Annotated in this window: 12 protein-coding genes; 6 read left to right on the top strand and 6 right to left on the bottom strand. The window is 72.9% G+C overall.

The genetic code is table 11. The features are described 5' to 3' along the window. Positions 1-274: 274 nt before the first annotated feature. Both H297_RS38590 and H297_RS0126540 read right to left on the bottom strand, forming a co-directional pair. Positions 275-520, bottom strand: a complete 246-nt coding sequence (locus tag H297_RS38590; protein ID WP_486589690.1) for a hypothetical protein — start codon at positions 518-520, stop codon at positions 275-277. Between the two features lie 368 nt (positions 521-888). After that, a complete protein-coding gene (locus tag H297_RS0126540; protein WP_027739522.1) occupies positions 889-1,671 on the bottom strand; it encodes a TetR/AcrR family transcriptional regulator C-terminal domain-containing protein in 783 nt (260 codons plus the stop codon). A 172-nt stretch (positions 1,672-1,843) separates the two neighbouring features. Between H297_RS0126540 and H297_RS0126535 the strand changes: the two genes are divergently transcribed. Continuing rightward, complete coding sequence (locus H297_RS0126535) at positions 1,844-3,286, top strand: MFS transporter (RefSeq protein ID WP_051352199.1); 1,443 nt, start codon at positions 1,844-1,846, stop codon at positions 3,284-3,286. Between the two features lie 9 nt (positions 3,287-3,295). Beyond that, positions 3,296-4,906, top strand: coding sequence for a methionine--tRNA ligase (gene metG, locus H297_RS0126530; RefSeq protein ID WP_027739520.1), 1,611 nt, complete (start codon positions 3,296-3,298; stop codon positions 4,904-4,906). 415 nt (positions 4,907-5,321) lie between these two features. Here the strand turns inward: metG and aspS are convergent, their stop codons facing one another. Next, on the bottom strand, positions 5,322-7,109 hold the full coding sequence (aspS, locus tag H297_RS0126525; RefSeq protein ID WP_027739519.1) for an aspartate--tRNA ligase: 1,788 nt from the start codon (positions 7,107-7,109) through the stop codon (positions 5,322-5,324). Between the two features lie 119 nt (positions 7,110-7,228). Here aspS and H297_RS0126520 point away from each other — a divergent pair, with 119 nt between their 5' ends. Continuing rightward, a complete protein-coding gene (locus tag H297_RS0126520) occupies positions 7,229-9,952 on the top strand; it encodes a SpoIIE family protein phosphatase (RefSeq protein WP_027739518.1) in 2,724 nt (907 codons plus the stop codon). A gap of 21 nt (positions 9,953-9,973) precedes the next feature. Here H297_RS0126520 and H297_RS0126515 read toward each other — a convergent pair whose 3' ends face one another. Then, a complete protein-coding gene (locus H297_RS0126515) occupies positions 9,974-10,516 on the bottom strand; it encodes an SseB family protein (RefSeq protein WP_027739517.1) in 543 nt (180 codons plus the stop codon). Positions 10,517-10,633: 117 nt separating this feature from the next. Here H297_RS0126515 and H297_RS0126510 point away from each other — a divergent pair, with 117 nt between their 5' ends. The 3 genes from H297_RS0126510 (at position 10,634) to H297_RS0126500 (ending at position 14,286) form a co-directional block, all read left to right on the top strand. Continuing rightward, the gene (locus H297_RS0126510) at positions 10,634-12,466 is read left to right on the top strand and encodes an acyl-CoA dehydrogenase (RefSeq protein ID WP_027739516.1); all 1,833 of its coding nucleotides are present in this window, start codon (positions 10,634-10,636) and stop codon (positions 12,464-12,466) included. Positions 12,467-12,633: 167 nt separating this feature from the next. Beyond that, a complete protein-coding gene (locus tag H297_RS0126505) occupies positions 12,634-13,926 on the top strand; it encodes a M18 family aminopeptidase (protein WP_027739515.1) in 1,293 nt (430 codons plus the stop codon). A 132-nt stretch (positions 13,927-14,058) separates the two neighbouring features. Next, positions 14,059-14,286, top strand: coding sequence for a DUF6458 family protein (locus tag H297_RS0126500; RefSeq protein WP_027739514.1), 228 nt, complete (start codon positions 14,059-14,061; stop codon positions 14,284-14,286). A 56-nt stretch (positions 14,287-14,342) separates the two neighbouring features. Here the strand turns inward: H297_RS0126500 and H297_RS0126495 are convergent, their stop codons facing one another. Further along, complete coding sequence (locus H297_RS0126495) at positions 14,343-16,268, bottom strand: NHL domain-containing thioredoxin family protein (protein WP_027739513.1); 1,926 nt, start codon at positions 16,266-16,268, stop codon at positions 14,343-14,345. An 80-nt stretch (positions 16,269-16,348) separates the two neighbouring features. Continuing rightward, entirely contained in the window at positions 16,349-17,137 is a 789-nt protein-coding gene (locus H297_RS0126490; RefSeq protein WP_027739512.1) for a carbon-nitrogen family hydrolase, read from the bottom strand. Between the last annotated feature and the right edge of the window lie 168 nt (positions 17,138-17,305).

The following is a 17,305-nucleotide window of genomic DNA, read 5'->3' as shown; positions in this document are numbered from 1 at the left end:
CCCCACACGCCACCGGACGCACACCAGACACACGAGCCGCCGGACGCACCACCGGGTGCACATCAGACGCACAAGCCGCCGCACGACCCACCAGGTCCACACCAGACGCACAAGCCGCCGCACGACCCACCAGGGCCGCGCCGGACACACGAGACGCCAAACGACCCACCCAAGTCCGCGCCGGACACACAAGCCGCCGAACGACCCACCAGGTCCACATCGGACGCACGGGTCGTCGGGCGCGCTCACGGTCGGACGGGGCACGCGGCCGACGTCACAGCGGCGTGGCGGCACCGCCTTGTCCGCCGGTTCGTCCGCCGGTCCGGCCGCCGCCCCGCTCCCGCCGTCGCTCCTCCTCGTCCCAGGCCAGGCGCACGGCCTCGGCGCGGGCGATCGTCTCCCCGATCCAGTCGGGAGCGAGCGCGGTCTTCGCATAGTCGTGGGCACAGGGCAGGCAGGCGTACGCGCTGCCGCCGGGCCCCGAACCCGTCTCGATGATCGCGATCAGTGCCCGGTGCATCACCGGCAGATCGCAGCGGCAACACGTTCCCGGGTTCGGCCTTTCGGCCTCCACACCGCCACCTCCTTCACCGTCACTGGCGCCGCGTCGGCGTCACCGGCGTCACCGGCGTCGCTGCGTCGCCACATTGCACACGACGCACACGGTTGCTCACCGTGCGTACCGCCGTGGCGCGGCGGACTCCGCAGCGGCCAGCCTCCCCGTTACGAGGCCGACGCTGCCCTCACGCCGCATCGTGCCCGCGTCGCCTCCCCTTTTGGCGATTGCCGTCGTCCCTGTGCACAGGTGTAGCCGTTTGACGACCGTTGTTCTTCCACCCCGACGCTCCCCGCCGCGGGTGACACACCCTCCCTCGCCTTGACGCGTCCTCAGCGGTCACCGCGCGTACCCCGCGCCCGGGATGCCGCCAGGCCCTCCAGCAGGAAGTCCCGCCCCCGCGCGTAGTGACCGTCCCAGTCGGTGTGCGCCGCGGGCGGGTGAGCGGCCAGCGTGGGGTGCCGTTCGGCGCAGCGCCCGAGGTGCTCCGCGAGGGCGCGCCGTCCGGCCTCCTCCTGCTCGGTGGAGACGGCGCGCCACGGCACCTCCGCGGAGACCGTGCCGATCACGTAGTTGGCGACGGCGGCGGCCGCGGCCGTCAACTGTGCACCGGTGAAACCGCCGCCGACCAAGGCCGCGTACACGAACTCCGAGCGGGCCAGCGCGTTCGGCCCCAGCAGCGGACGGCTGCCGGCCAGCGGCGGCGACCAGGGGTGGCGCAGCAGCGCGTCGCGCAGGGCGTCCATGAAGGAGCCGACGTCCGCACGCCAGTCGGCCACCTCGGCGCCCTCCGCGTTCCCGGTCCGGTGCGGCGCGGGCAGTGTCACCTCGCCGAACACCGCGTCGAGAGCCAGATCGAGCAGGTCGTCGCGGTGGGCCACGTGCCAGTAGAGGCTCGTCGCGTGCACATGAAGGGATTCCGCGAGCCGGCGCATGCTCAGCCCGTCGGCACCACGCGCGTCCAGCATCGCGACGGCCGCGGTCACGATCCGCTCCCGGCTCAGCGCGGGGCCCGTCGACCGGGCAGCGACGGGGCGGGGCTTCCGGAGCCAGACCGCACCGGCGAGGGCGGCAGGGATCTCGTCGCTGTCGCGGTGCGCGCGCTTCGGGCTCATGGCGCCCCAGCGTAGTGCGACCCGCCCCTACACCGAAGGGCTCGGCCTACACCGGAGGGCTTGCCCGTGCACCGGCGGGTGCCCCTACAGTGTGGGGTTGTAACCCAACACTGTAGGGGCACCGTCGTGGAGGCACCACGAAGGCGCCGTAGTGGCACCGCAGGAGGCAGCCATGGCGAAGGACGGCAGGGCGGAATCGACGACGGCACCCTCCCGCCATCCGCACCGGTGGACGATCCTGGCCGCGTGCTGCGCGGCCCTCCTCGTGGTCGTCGTGGACAACACGGTGCTGACCGTGGCACTCCCCTCGATCGCTGCCGACTTCGACGCGTCCACGGCACAGCAGCAAGCGGTGCTCGACGCCTACGTCGTCGTGTTCGCGGGCCTCCTCATCGCCGCCGGTGCCGCCGCCGACCACTACGGAAGGCGGCGCGCGCTCCTCGCCGGTCTGGCCCTCCTCGCCGTCTCCTCGGCCGCGGCGGCCGCCGCCTGGTCGGTGTGGTGGCTGATCGTCGTGCGGACGGTGATGGGCGCGGGTGCCGCCCTGGTGATGCCCGCCACGCTGGCCGTCCTCGTCCACGTCTTCGACGAGGCCGAGCGGCCCCGCGCCTTCGCCGTCTGGGCGGCCGTCGCCTCGGGTGCCATGGCCGCCGGGCCGGTCCTGGGCGGCGCGCTGACCGCGTGGTGGAGCTGGGCCGGCGTCTTCCTCGTCAACGTCCCGGTGGCCGGCGGAGCCGCGCTGGCCGTGACCCGCCTGGTGCCTGAGTCCCGCGACCCCGCGGCCCGCCCGGTGGACGGACCGAGCACCGCGCTGGTCACCCTCGGGATGACCGCCCTGACGGCAGCGGTGATCGCCACGGGGGACCGGGCGGCCGGCGGCGTACCGGTGGCCACCGCCGGCGCGGCGGGGCTCGCCTGCCTCGCGCTCTTCGTACGGCGGCAACTCCGCACCCCCGCACCCCTGATCGACCTCGGCCTCTACCGCGACCGCCGCTTCGCGGCCGGCAGCGCGGCCGCGACCCTGCTGACCCTGTCCACCGGCTCCAGCCTCTTCCTGCTGGCCGGCTACCTCCAAGGGGTGCGCGACTACCCGCCCACCGCCTCCGGGCTGGCCGTGGTACCGCTCGCCGTCGGCATCGTCCTCGGCTCCGCGCTGGGCGGGAGAGCGCACGCGGCGCTGGGGCCGGGCACCACTGTCGCCGCCGGCTTCACCGCGACGGCCGCGGGCTTCTGCGTACTCGCCGGGTTCGGCACCGGAACGCCGTACGCGCTCGTGGCAGCCGGACTCCTGGTGGCGGGCGCCGGCAGCGGGTTCGCGGGGCCCTCCACCACGACGGTCGTCCTGGGAGCCGTCCCACCCGCGCGGGCCGGCATGGGCTCCGCCCTGAACGACACCCACCAGCAGGTCGGCGTCGCCCTCGGCGTGGCCGGACTCGGCGCCCTGCACAGCGCGCTCCTGCACGCGGGGTACGCCCCCGACTCTGCGCTGACGGTGGCCTTCCTGGTGAGCGCCGCCTGCGCGGGCGCCGGCGCCGTGGTGGCCGGCACCCTGCTGCGGCGTCCCGCTCCCGCACGGGTACCGGTGCGGGGAAAAAGGGTGGCGGGCGGCCGATAGGATTCGGGTATGGCGGCCACTGGATCAGAGCAGGAAGGGACGCAGGCGTACTACGTCTCGACCCCCATCTACTACGTGAACGACGCTCCCCACCTGGGCCACGCCTATACGACCGTCGCGGGCGACGTGCTCACCCGCTGGCACCGCCAGCGCGGCGAGAAGGTGTGGTACCTCACCGGCACGGACGAGCACGGTCAGAAGATCATGCGCACCGCGGAGGCCAACGGGGTCAGTCCGCAGGAGTGGTGCGACAAGCTCGTCGAGGAGTCGTGGAAGCCCCTCTGGGAGCATCTCCAGATCGCGAACGACGACTTCATCCGCACCACGGAGAAGCGCCACACCGACCGCGTCCAGGAGTTCGTCCAGGACCTCTACGACCGCGGTGAGATCTACCAGGGCGGATACGAGGGCCCCTACTGCGTGCCCTGCGAGGAGTACAAGACCTACGGCGAACTCCTCGACGGGGAAGGGGAGTACGCGGGCCAGAAGCTGTGTCCCATCCACAAGAAGCCCGTGGAGATGCTGAAGGAGGAGAACTACTTCTTCAAGCTCTCCGCCTACGGCGAGAAGCTGCTGGCCCACTACGAGGCGCACCCGGAGTTCATCCAGCCCGAGTCGGCACGCAACGAGGTCGTGCAGTTCGTGCGGCAGGGCCTGGAGGACCTGTCGATCTCCCGCTCCACGTTCGACTGGGGCGTCAAGATCCCCTGGGACGACAAGCACGTCATCTACGTGTGGGTGGACGCCCTCCTCAACTACGCCACCGCCGTCGGCTACGGCTCGGACCAGAAGAAGTTCGAGAACACCTTCCCCGCCGACGTGCACCTGGTCGGCAAGGACATCCTCCGCTTCCACGCCGTCATCTGGCCCGCCATGCTGATGGCCAACGGGCTGCCGCTGCCCAGGCGGATCGCCGCCAACGGCTGGCTGATGGTCGGCGGCGAGAAGATGTCCAAGTCCAACCTGACGGGCATCTCCCCGCACGAGCTGACCGATCACTTCGGTGTCGACGCCTACCGCTGGTACTTCCTGCGGGCCATCGCCTTCGGCCAGGACGGCTCCTTCTCCTGGGAGGACTTCGCCGCCCGCTACACCAGCGAGCTCGCCAACGACTACGGCAACCTCGCCTCGCGGGTGGCCGCCATGGTCGGCAAGTACTTCGACGGGACGCTCCCGGAGGCGGCCGGGCACGGCGAGGCCGAGCAGGCCGTCGCCGACGGCCTGACGAAGGCGGTCCGCGAGGCCGACCAGAAGATCGGCGAGGAGCTCGACTTCGCGGGCGGCATCGCCGCGGTCTTCGAGTTCATCAAGCAGGTCAACGGCTACCTGACCGAGCAGGCGCCGTGGAAGGTCGCCAAGGACACCTCGGCGGAGGCCCAGGAGCGGCTGGCCACCATCCTCTACACCGCCGCGGAGTCACTGCGCGCCTGCGCGGTGCTGCTCAACCCGGTGATGCCGGAGTCCAGCGCCAAGCTGTGGGAGTCCCTGGGCGCCGAACCCGCCCTGGGCCCCCTCGCGGACCAGCCCCTCGCCGACGCGGGCCGCTGGGGACAGCTCCCCGCCGGCACCACCGTCACCAAGGGCCCGGCCCTCTTCCCGCGCCTGGAAGAGACCAAGTAGCGCTCGCGGGCAGCGCGGGAAGAACCGGGGGCCTGGGAGCCGCCCCCCGGAAAACACAGCCCGCGCCTGGAAGAGACCAAATAGCGCTCGCGGGCAGCGCGGGAAGAACCCGGGGCCTGGGAGCCGCCCCCCAGAAAACACAGCCCGCGCCTGGAAGAGACCAGCCAGGACCGACGTCCGGCTGAGCCTCCCCCCTCCGAAGAGTGAGGCGGGGGGCTCAGCGGGCCGGACACGGGAAGCCACCCGGTGGTCGGCGCACTGCATTCCAGCGGCTCCGGCAGCATCAGCGGCCGGTCTCCTGGGACCAGGGTGTGCGGCCCGCCCCGGGAGCCGGGCTCCATACGCACTCCGGGCCCGGTCCCTCTCGCAGGAGGGGCCGGGCCCGGGGGTGTCCGCGGTGCTGGAAGGCCGCGCGTTACTGCGCGGGCTTCACCTGCGGGGGCTTGCGCACCGACAGGTGCAGCTCGCGCAGGCGCTTGTCGTCGACCTCGCTGGGGGCGCCCATCATCAGGTCGAGGGCGTTGTTGTTGAGCGGGAAGGCGATCGTCTCGCGGATGTTCGGCTCGTCCGCGAGCAGCATCACGATGCGGTCGACGCCGGGGGCGATGCCACCGTGCGGCGGGGCGCCGAACTGGAAGGCGCGGAGCATGCCGCCGAAGTCCCGCTCGACGTCCTCCTTGGAGTAGCCGGCGATCCCGAAGGCCTCGAACATGATCTCCGGCTCGTGGTTCCGGATGGCGCCCGAGGACAGCTCGACGCCGTTGCAGACGATGTCGTACTGCCAGGCGAGGATGTCCAGCGGGTCCTTGGTGCGCAGCGCCTCAAGGCCGCCCTGCGGCATGGAGAACGGGTTGTGGGAGAACTCGATCTCGCCGGTCTCCTCGTCCTTCTCGAACATCGGGAAGTCGACGATCCAGCAGAACCGGAAGACGTTCTCCTCGAAGTGCCCGGCCCGCCTGGCGGCCTCGACGCGGACCGCGCCCATGATCCTGGAGACCTCGTCGAACTCTCCGGCGCCGAAGAAGACGGCGTGCCCGGGCACCAGGCCCAGCGCGGCGGTGAGCGCCTTGACGTCGTCCTCGGTCAGGAACTTCGCGATCGGGCCGGAGAGCGAACCGTCCTCGGCGACCCGCACCCAGGCCAGGCCCTTGGCGCCCTGCTCGACGGCGAAGTCACCGAGGGAGTCGAAGAACTTGCGCGGCTGGGAGGCGGTGTCGGGAACGGCCAGGGCCCGCACGTGCTTGTCGGCGAACGCCTTGAAGCCGGAGCCGGCGAAGAGGTCGGAGACGTCGGCCAGCTCCAGCTTGGCGCGCAGGTCCGGCTTGTCCGAGCCGTACTTGACCATCGCCTCGCGGAACGGGATCCGCGGGAAGGGGGAGGTGACCTCGCGGCCCTCACCCAGCTCCTGGAACAGCTCGGTCATCACCGTCTCGATGACGGCGAAGACGTCCTCCTGCTCGACGAAGCTCATCTCCATGTCGAGCTGGTAGAACTCGCCGGGCGAGCGGTCGGCGCGGGCGTCCTCGTCGCGGAAGCAGGGCGCGATCTGGAAGTAGCGGTCGAACCCGGCGATCATCAGCAGCTGCTTGAACTGCTGCGGCGCCTGCGGCAGGGCGTAGAACCTGCCCGGGTGGATGCGGGAGGGGACGAGGAAGTCGCGGGCGCCCTCGGGCGAGGTGGCCGACAGGATCGGGGTGGCCAGCTCGTTGAAGCCCTGGGCCACCATCTTCTCGCGGATCTTCGCGATGACCTGCGAGCGCAGCATGATGTTGCGGTGCATGCGCTCGCGGCGCAGGTCGAGGAAGCGGTACTCCAGCCGCCGCTCCTCGTTGACGCCGTCCTCGGCGTTGATCGTGAAGGGGATCTGCTCGGCGCCGCCCAACACCTCCACCTGGGAGACCTCGACCTCGATCTCGCCGGTGGGCAGCTCCGGGTTGACGTTCTCCGCGCCGCGCGCGGTGACCGTGCCGTCGATGCGGACGACGGTCTCCTTGGACAGCGAGCTGAGCTTCTCGTGGATTCCGGCGAGCTCGCCCGACTCGTCACGGACGACGAGTTGCACGATGCCGTAGTGGTCGCGCAGATCGATGAAGAGGATGCCGCCCAGGTTCCGGCGATTGTGCAGCCAGCCGCTCAGCCGGACGTCAGTGCCGACGTCCGTGGCGCGAAGCTGGCCGCAGGTGTGGGACCGGTACCGATGCATCATTCATCCAAGTCGTTCGGCTCAGGGGTCACGGTGGGATACCCCTCAGAGTACCGCCCTGGGCTACCCCGCTCCGCCCCCGTTTCCGCAACCCGGTGGAGTCTGCATAAAGTGGTGCAATGCGCACCGAAGACGCCCTGGCAGCCCTGGGCGCGGGCCTGTGGACCTGGGACGACGCCACAGGCCTGGTGACGCTCGACGCCTGCGCCGCCCGCCTGCTCGGAGTCGGAGGACCCGACTCGACCGGTGCGCGCGGCGGGGCCGATGGGACGGATGCGGCTGGTGGGGCCGGGGCCGGACCGACCGTAACCTCCCCGCCGTCGGAGCCCGGGGCCGGGGAGGCCGCCGCAGGCGCCGACACGCACCTCACACTCTCCGGCAGCTCGGTCCGCTCCCACCTGCATGCCGTCGACTACGTCGGCTTCCAGGGCATCGTCACCCTGGCCCTCGCCGAGGAGACCACCGCCGAGGCCCTGCTGCGGGTGGTGGACGCGGACGGGGCGATCACGCGGACGGTCCGCGTCGTGGTGCGCCCGGTCCCCCGCACCGCCGGGGACGCCGACCCGCACCCCGAGCGCACACCGGGGCTGACCGGTCTGCTCTACGAGGTGCCGGAGCCGGAGGGGACCCCCGCGCAGCAGCCGGCGGGGGACGGGGCGGAGGGCCGGCAGGCGGCGGGGCCGCTGTCCCGGGCCGCCGCGGGTCGGCGCCCGGAGCCCGCACAGCCGGGCCCCGCGCAGTCCGCGGACGGGCCGCAGACGCGCGGACCGGCGGCCGAGTGGGACTGGCGGCGCAACCGGGAGGCGTTCCTGCTGGACGCCGGGCGCGCGCTGGCCGAGGCGTACACCACCGCCGACGTGCTGCGGGTCGCCGCGTCGCTGGCCATGCCGGGGTTCTCCCCCGACGCGCTGGCCGTCTTCTGTGTGAGCGGCGACCAGCTCACCGTCTACGGGGCCTCGCCCGGCGCCCCGGCCCGGCCCGGTTACCCGTACGGGCCCGGGCACCCCTACGGGCCCGGCGGCGGTCTCGGCCCGCCCGGCAGCGGTGCCCGGCTGCGGCTGACCGACGACGACCCGGCGGCGGAGGCCGTGCGCACCGGCCGCGCCGTCTACCTGCTCGACCCCGGCGAGTACGCGGCCCGCTTCCCCGCGGCCCGCCCCGCCGAGACCCAGCCGGGCCGCACGGCCTGGGCCTTTCTGCCGCTGACCGTCGCGGGCCGCACCATCGGCGCCTGGATGGCGGCCTTCGGCCGGCCCGTCGGCTTCACCCCGGACGAGCGCGCGGTGCTCACCACGGTCGCCCGCATGCTGGCGCAGTCGCTGTCCCGGGCCATGCTGGGCGAGTCCGAGCGTGAGCTGTCCTCCCGGCTCCAGCGGGCGATGCGGCCCGCGCACAGCCCCGCGGTCCCCGGCATGGCCCTGGCCGCCCGCTACGTGCCCACCGGCGGCGGCCTCCAGATCGGCGGCGACTGGTACGACGTGATCCCGCTGCCCTCGGGCCGTACCGCGCTGGTCATCGGCGACGTGCAGGGGCACGACGTGCGGGCCGCGGGCATCATGGGCCAGCTGCGGGTGGCGGTACGGGCCTACGCCTCCGAGGGGCACCATCCGGACGCGGTGCTCTCCCGGGCCTCGCGCTTCCTGCACGGCATGGGCACCGGGGAGCGCCTCAACGCGCCCCCGCCGTCCGCCCCCGCCGAGGAGGCCGCCGGTTTCCCGCCCGGTCCCGACGAGGCCGAGGAGGAGCCCGAGTACGCGGACCCGCGCTTCGCCACCTGCCTGTACGTGGAGGTGGACCCCGCCACCGGCGTCCTGGACGTGGCCCGCGCGGGCCACCCCGATCCGGCCGTGCAGCTCCCGGACGGCCCGATGATGGTCCGCCCCACCGCGGGGGGCCTCCCGCTCGGCGTGGAGCCCGACTCGGACTACCCCGTCACCCGGCTGGTGCTGGAGCCCGGCGAGCGCCTGCTGATGTGCACCGACGGGCTGCTGGAGACGGGCGGGCACGACCAGGAGACCGGGTGGGAGCGGATCAACGAGGTCATCGAGGAGCTCCGCGCACGGGCCCGTGCCGAGGCGGAGGCGGGCGGTGCGGAGACGGGCGCCCCGCACGCGGGCGGTGCGGAGACGGGCCGCGTCCGGAGTGCGGGTGCCGTGCCCGTTCCGGTGGCCGGGGCGGCGCCGGGGCTGGAGCAGGTGGCCGATGCGCTCGTGCAGGCGGCCCATGGCGAGGAGGGCACCGAGCGTGCGGCCGGGGCCGCCGGGAAGCCGTCGGCCCCCCGCCGTGAGGACGACATCGCGCTGCTGCTGCTGGCGCGGGGCGCCACCGCGGAGGGCGTACCGGGGGGCGCGGTGCCGGTCTCGGCGCGGCGGACGGTGATGACGGTCGCCCAGGCGCAGCCGGACCGGATCGCGGCCGCCCGCCACCAGCTCCGCGACCTGCTGCACGACTGGGCCGACCCGGAACAGGTGGACGGCGCGGTCCTGATGCTCTCGGAGATGCTGACGAACGTGCTGGTGCACACCGACGGGGACGCGCTGCTGGTCGCCGAGATCTCCGGGCCGCAGCAGGAGCGGGAGCGCACGCTGCGGGTCGACGTCTCGGACCCCAGCGACGAGCTTCCGCACCGCCGCAGCCCGGGGGAGCTCGCGTCCTCCGGGCGGGGCCTGATGCTGCTGGGGATGCTCGCGGACCGGTGGGGCGTGGATCCCCGGGGCGAGGGCAAGAACATCTGGTTCGAGATGCGGGAGGCGGACCCGGACGAGAAGGAGCCGCAGGAGGCGGCGGAGCCGTCACTGGACCAGTGGGAGGCGTGGGATCTCTCGGCGGCCGACGAGGGGTGACCCGCGGCCCGCCGCCGGTGCTCAGCCGTACATCCGCCGCATCGCGAAGTCGACCATCTCCTCGACCGCCTTGGCGTCGAAGACCACCCGGTGCTCGCCCTCCATGTCGAGCACGAAGCCGTACCCCGAGGGCAGCAGGTCCAGGACCTCCGCGCCGGTGATGACGAAGTACTTCGACTCCTTGCCCGCGTAGGCGCGCAGCTCCTTGAGCGTGCTGAACATGGGGATGACGGGCTGCTGGGTGTTGTGCAGCGCGAGGAAGCCGGGGGTGTCCCCGCGCGGGCAGTACACCTTCGAGGTGGAGAAGATCCCCTGGAAGTCCTCCGCGCCCAGCGACCCCGTGGTGAAGCCGCGGACGGCCTCCTGGAGGGAGGGCGGGGAGGGCTCGGGGTAGAACGGCTGCTGCTGCGGTCCGGGCTGCCCGTACGGCGGCGGGGGCGCCTGCTGCGCGCCGTAGGGGGGCGGCGGGGCCTGCTGGTAACCGTGCCCGCCGTGGCCGCCGTGCCCGCTGTGGCCGCCGTGCCCCTGCCCGGGCGGGGCGCCGGTCTGGTCGTAGCCGTACATACCGAAAAGAGTAACCAGTCACAGATGGGTGGTGAGGGGTTGCTTCTTATTACCGGCGGGTAGCATCATCTAGGGAGCTACTGCCAAGTACGAACGAGTCACTACGGAGCCGTCGCCATGGGGCATTACAAGTCGAATCTCCGCGACATCGAGTTCAACCTCTTCGAGGTGCTCGGGCGCGATGCGGTGTACGGCACCGGACCGTTCGCGGAGATGGACGTCGAGACCGCCAGGAGCGTTCTGGCCGAGATCGCCCGGCTCTCGGAGAACGAGCTGGCCTCCTCGTACGAGGAGGGGGACCGCACGCCCCCGGTCTTCGACCCGGAGACCCACACCGCGCCGGTCCCGGCCGCCTTCAAGAAGAGCTACCAGGCCTACATGGACGCCGAGTGGTGGCGCCTGGGCATCCCGGAGGAGATCGGTGGCACCACCGCGCCGCGCTCCCTGCTGTGGGGCTTCGCCGAGACCGTGCTGGGCGCCAACCCGGCGGTGTGGATGTACGCCTCCGGGCCGGCGTTCGCGGGGGTTCTGCACGAGGAGGGCACCGAGGAGCAGCACAAGATCGCGGCGCTGATGGCCGAGAAGCAGTGGGGCTCCACCATGGTGCTGACCGAGCCGGACGCGGGCTCGGACGTGGGCGCGGGCCGCACCAAGGCCACCCAGCAGGACGACGGCACCTGGCACATCGAGGGCGTGAAGCGCTTCATCACCTCCGGTGAGCACGACATGTCCGAGAACATCGTGCACTTCGTCCTCGCCCGCCCCGAGGGCCACGGCCCCGGCACCAAGGGCCTGTCGCTCTTCGTCGTCCCCAAGTACCACTTCGACTGGGAGACCGGCGAGCTGGGCGAGCGCAACGGCGTCTACGCCACCAACGTCGAGCACAAGATGGGCCTGAAGGTCTCCAACACCTGTGAGATGACCTTCGGCGCCGTCGACGGAAAGCCCGCCAGGGGCTGGCTGCTGGGCGAGAAGCACGACGGCATCCGCCAGATGTTCAAGATCATCGAGTTCGCGCGGATGATGGTCGGCACGAAGGCGATCGCGACCCTGTCCACCGGTTACCTCAACGCGCTGGAGTACGCCAAGGAGCGCGTCCAAGGCGCCGACCTGGCGCAGTTCACCGACAAGACCGCCCCGCGGGTCACCATCACCCGCCACCCGGACGTGCGGCGCTCGCTGCTGACGCAGAAGGCGTACGCGGAGGGCATGCGCGCCCTCGTCCTCTACACCGCCACCGTGCAGGACGAGATCATCGTCAAGGAGGCCGCCGGCGAGGACGCCTCCGCCGCGCACCGCCTCAACGACCTGCTGCTGCCCATCGTGAAGGGCTACGGCTCGGAGAAGTCCTACGAGCAGTTGGCGCAGTCCCTCCAGACGCTGGGCGGCTCCGGGTACCTCCAGGAGTACCCGGTCGAGCAGTACATCCGGGACGCCAAGATCGACACCCTGTACGAGGGCACCACGGCGATCCAGGGCCAGGACTTCTTCTTCCGCAAGGTCGTCCGCGACCAGGGCCAGGCGCTCACCGCGCTCTCCGAGGAGATCAAGAAGTTCCTCGCCGAGGCCGAGGGCGGCGAGGAGCTGTCCGCGGCCCGTGACCAGCTCGGCCGGGCCGCAGGCGAGTTGGAGGCCATCGTCGGCACCATGCTGACCGACCTGGCCGCCACCGAGAAGGACGTCAAGTCGATCTACAAGGTCGGTCTGAACACCACCCGCTTCCTGATGGCCGCCGGCGACGTGGTCGTCGGCTACCTGCTGCTGCGCGGCGCCGCCGTCGCCGCCGGGAAGCTGCCGGGCGCCACCGGCAAGGACGTGCCCTTCTACCAGGGCAAGATCGCCGCGGCGCAGTTCTTCGCGTCCACCGTGCTGCCGCAGGTCGCCGTCCAGCGCGAGCTGGCCGACGCGGTGGACCTGTCGGTCATGGAGCTGGACGAGAACGCGTTCTGAGCCGCCCGGCCGCACCCGAAACCGTCCCCGCCGGTCCCGCCGGTCCCGCCGGTCCCGCCGTCCTCGCCGACCTGCCCCGCCCGGCACCCGGCGAGGCCGTACGCCCCGCTCCCACCCCCACGGGAGCGGGGCGTCCGCATCGTGGAAGGCGCACGTAAGGTGGGGGCATGAGCGATGCCGTGCCGTTCGACCGGTCCCACACCGACGGTCTGCTGTCCTTCCTCTCCGCGAGCCCCTCGCCGTACCACGCGGTGGCGAACGCGGCCGCCGAGCTGGAGAAGGCCGGCTTCCGGCAGGTCCGCGAGACCGAGGAGTGGGACGCGAGCACCGGTGGCAAGTACGTGCTGCGCGGCGGCGCGCTCATCGCCTGGTACGTACCCGGGAACGCCACACCCGCCACCCCCTTCCGCATCGTCGGCGCCCACACCGACTCGCCCAACCTGCGCGTCAAGCCCGCCCCCGACACCGGCACCCAGGGCTGGCGCCAGATCGCCGTCGAGATCTACGGCGGCGCCCTCCTCAACACCTGGCTCGACCGCGACCTCGGCCTCAGCGGCCGGGTGACCCTGCGCGACGGCACCGACCATCTGGTGCGTATCGACCGGCCCCTGCTGCGCGTTCCGCAACTGGCCATCCACCTCGACCGCCAGGTCAACGAGGGCCTCAAGCTGGACCGCCAGCGCCACATGACGCCGATCTGGGGGCTGGGCGCGCCGCAGGAGGGCGAGCTGATCCGCTGCGTCGCCGAGGAGAACGGGCTGGACGCGGGCGCCGTCGCCGGCTGGGACCTGATGGCGCACAGCGTCGAGGCCCCCGCCTACCTGGGCCGGGAGAGCGAGTTGGCGGTCGGGCCGCGCATGGACAACCTGCTGTCCGTGCACGCCGGGGTCGCCGCGCTGACCGCCGCCGCCACGCGGGGCACCGAGCCGGCCGCCGTCCCGGTGCTGGCCGCCTTCGACCACGAGGAGAACGGCAGCCAGTCCGACACCGGAGCCCAGGGCCCCCTGCTGGGCGCCGTGCTGGAGCGGTCCGTCTTCGCCCGCGGCGGCTCCTACGAGGACCGCGCCCGCGCCTGGGCCGGCACCGTGTGCCTGTCCTCCGACACCGGGCACGCCGTGCACCCCAACTACGCCGAGCGGCACGAGCCGGGCCACCACCCGATGCCCAACGGCGGGCCGATCCTCAAGGTCAACGTCAACCAGCGCTACTCCACCGACGGCAGTGGCCGCGCCCTGTTCGCCGCCGCCTGCGAGCGGGCCGGGGTGCCCTGGCAGAGCTTCGTCTCCCACAACGACATGCCCTGCGGCACCACCATCGGCCCGATCACCGCCGCCCGGCACGGCATCACCACCGTCGACATCGGCGTCGCCATCCTCTCCATGCACTCCGCCCGGGAGCTGTGCGGCGCGCAGGACCCCTACCTGCTGGCGAACTGTCTGACGGCGTTCCTCGGCGAGTGACGAACGGCCGCGCACGCGGGACCGTTTGCGCACCTAGGACTGATTGCACCCCTCCGAGCCGGGTACCCGGCGCCGGTCAGCGCGGAGGCCGCGTACGGCGCGGCCCGCCGAACGAGCTTGGAGGCAGCATTCATGGGCATCGTCATCTGCATCGGCATGATGGCGGTGGGGGCGATCCTGGCCCTGGCCGTCAACGTTGACGTCAGCGGCATCAACGTCCATCTGATCGGCGTGATCCTGCTGATCGTCGGCGTCATCGGGCTGCTGACCTACATCAGCATCCTGCGGCGCCGCCGCGTCGAACCGCCGTCCCCCGGCGCCCCCGTCGTCGAGGAGTACAACCGGCACCGTCTCGACTGAGCCCGGTCCCGCGGGCCCGGGGCCCGGCCGCCGGTCCCGGGTCCGCGCCGGGGCACTCAGCCCTCGTCCAGGCCCGCCAGCACCAGCGGCAGCCGGTCGGTGCCCGCCGCGCTGATGCGGACCGGCACCCCCCAGTCCTGCTGGTGCACATGGCAGGCCGGGTACTCCCCCTCCTCGTCGCAGGAGGCGGCCGTCGCGGAGACGTGCAGCACCCCTTCCGTCCCCTCCGCACCGGTCAGCTCCACCTCGCGGCGCAGGTCGGTGCCGGCGCCCTCGCCGGAGCCGAGGAGTTCGGGCGGGGTGGCACTCACCAGCAGCCGCGTCGAGGGCCCGTAACGGGTGTCGAGCTTCTGCCCGGGCGGCGCCTGGAAGACGACGTCGAGCCGCAGCACTCCGGCCGCCACCTCGGTGGCGGCACGCTGCGTGTGGTGGGCCACGCCCTCGACCCGTGCCGCGTCCACCGCGCTTACCGGCAGCCGCAGCCGGGTCAGCCGGTGCCGGGCCGACTCGACGACGAGGATCTCGCCGCCGCCGACCGGGCTGCCGGCGCCGCTGGTGCTGCCGGTGGAGCCGGCCGCGAGCACGGCGCCCGAGGGCTCGCGCAGGTCGGTCGCCAGGGTGCTCACCTCGCCCGTGGCGGGGTCGTAGCGGCGCAGCGCGTGGTTGTAGGTGTCGCAGACGGCGACGGAGCCGTCGGGCAACGCCGTGACACCCAGCGGATGCTGGAACAGTGCCTGCTGCGCCGGGCCGTCGCGGTGCCCGAAGTCGAACAGGCCGGTACCGACGGCGGTCCGCACGGCGAAGCCGTCCCCGTCGGCGGCGCGCTCCACTTGGCGCAGGGCGCTGGTCTCGGAGTCGGCGACCCACAGCCGGGCCCCGTCCGGGGAGGCGGCCAGCCCGGAGGGCTGGGCGAACCACGCCTCGTCGGCGGGACCGTCCACCAGCCCCTCGTTCGTCGTCCCCGCCGCGACCGCGACGGTGCCGCCGTCCGGGTCGTACGTCCACAACTGGTGCACCCCGGCCATGGCGATCCACACCCGGCCCGCGAAGCAGGCCACGTCCCACGGTGAGGACAGCGCGATCTCGCGGGCCCGGCCCCGGGTGGGGGCGCCCTGCCACCACTGCTCCCCGGTACCGGCGACGGTGGCCACGTCGCCCGTCGCGAGCTCCAGGCGGCGCAGCGCGTGGTTGACGGTGTCAGCGACCAGCACGGCCCCGTCGGGCAGCAGCGTCAGTCCCTGCGGCTCGTTGAACCGGGCCCGGCCGGGCCCGCCGTCGACCAGGCCGCGCTCCCCGGTGCCGATCCGCCGCACCACGCTCTCGCCGTCCGCCGCCAGCTCCACCACCTGGTGCCGGGTGGTGTCCGAGACGAGGTAGCCGCCGCCGGGCAGCCCGAGGACCTTGCCGGGGAACCGCAGATCGGTCGCCACGGGCTCCGGCGGGACGTACGGGCCCTCGCCGCGCCGCAGCGTGCCCTTGTCCGCGTGCTCGGCCTCCACCTGCTCGACCAGCTTCTCGATCGCGTGCGCATGCCCCTCACCGGCGTGCTGCGCGACGACGTACCCCTCCGGGTCCACGACCACCAGCGTCGGCCAGGCCCGCACCGCGTACTGCTTCCAGGTCGCCAGGTCGGGGTCGTCCAGCACCGGGTGCTCCACCCCGTACCGCTCCACGGCGTCCACCACCGCCGCGTGCTCCGCCTCGTGGACGAACTTGGGCGAGTGCACCCCGACCACCACGACCGTATCGGAGTGCCGCTCCTCCAGCTCCCGCAGCTCGTCGAGGACGTGCAGGCAGTTGATGCAGCAGAACGTCCAGAAGTCGACGATCACGATCTTCCCGCGCAGCGAGGTGAGGCTCAGCGCCTCACCCCCCGTGTTCAGCCAGCCGCCCCGGCCCGTCAGCTCGGGGGCGCGGACCCGCGGGCGGCGGGCGGCGGGTGCGGGGGCGGGTGCGGCGGCGGGGGCGGGCTGGTCGTTCATCCTTCAAGCGTGCCACTTGCCACCACGGCGCCGGGCGCCGGTCGGCCACCGGGCCCTGCGCGGCCACGCCGCCGGACCGGCTACAGCATCCGGTCCTTGAGCACGGGGAAGGACTCGCGGACCTTCTCCACCTGGGTGAGGTCGAGGTCGGCGGTCAGGACGGTCTCGTCGGTGGAGTCGGCCTCGGCCACGACCTCGCCCCAGGGGTCGACGACGACGCTGCGGCCGGCCTGGGCGACGCCCGCGTGGCTGCCGGCGGTACCGCAGGCCACGACGAAGCACTGGTTCTCCACGGCGCGGGCGCGGGCGAGGAGCGACCAGTGGTCGGCACGCTTGGCGGGCCAGCCGGCGGGTACGACCAGCGCACCGGCCCCGGCGTCGACCAGGGCCCGGAACAGCTCGGGGAAGCGCAGGTCGTAACAGGTGGCCAGGCCCAGGGTGAGCTCCGGGTGGGCGACGGTGACGGGGGTGGTGCCCGCCGTCATCAGGGCGGCCTCGCCCTGGTCGAAGCCGAAGCGGTGGATCTTGCGGTATGTCGCGGCCAGGTCGCCGGAGGGGGAGAAGACCAGCGAGGTGTTGTAGAGGGCGCCGCCCTCCTCGCCCTTCTCCACCACGGAGCCGGCGTGCAGCCACACGCCGGCGTCCCGCGCCGCCGCCGACATGGCCAGCGCCGTCGGGCCGGTCGCCGGGTCGGCGTCCTCCGCCTCGGCGGCGAAGCGGTCGTGCGCGAAGGCGCCGACGGGCCACAGTTCGGGAAGCACCACCAGATCGGCGCCGGCTTGGGCGCGTACGAGCGAAGCGACCCGTTCCCGACGGGAATTGACCGACTCGTCCGGGTCCACCTGAATCTGCAGAAGCGAAGCGCGCACCGTACCACCGTCCATGCGATCGAGGGGGTCGATTGGGCCTAGCATCGTCCCAAAAGGCCTGCCGGGGCTCTCGTGCGGAGCGTAACTTGAGAGCACCTGGCAAGCAGTACAGCCCTGCCCGCCCACCCGTGACCGAACCACCTGTCGAACCGCAAGCCGAGGGGTCCC

Source organism: Streptomyces sp. CNT360 (genome assembly GCF_000424785.1).
Note: the sequence above shows the minus strand (reverse complement) of the source record. Positions and strands in the feature narration are given on the sequence as shown.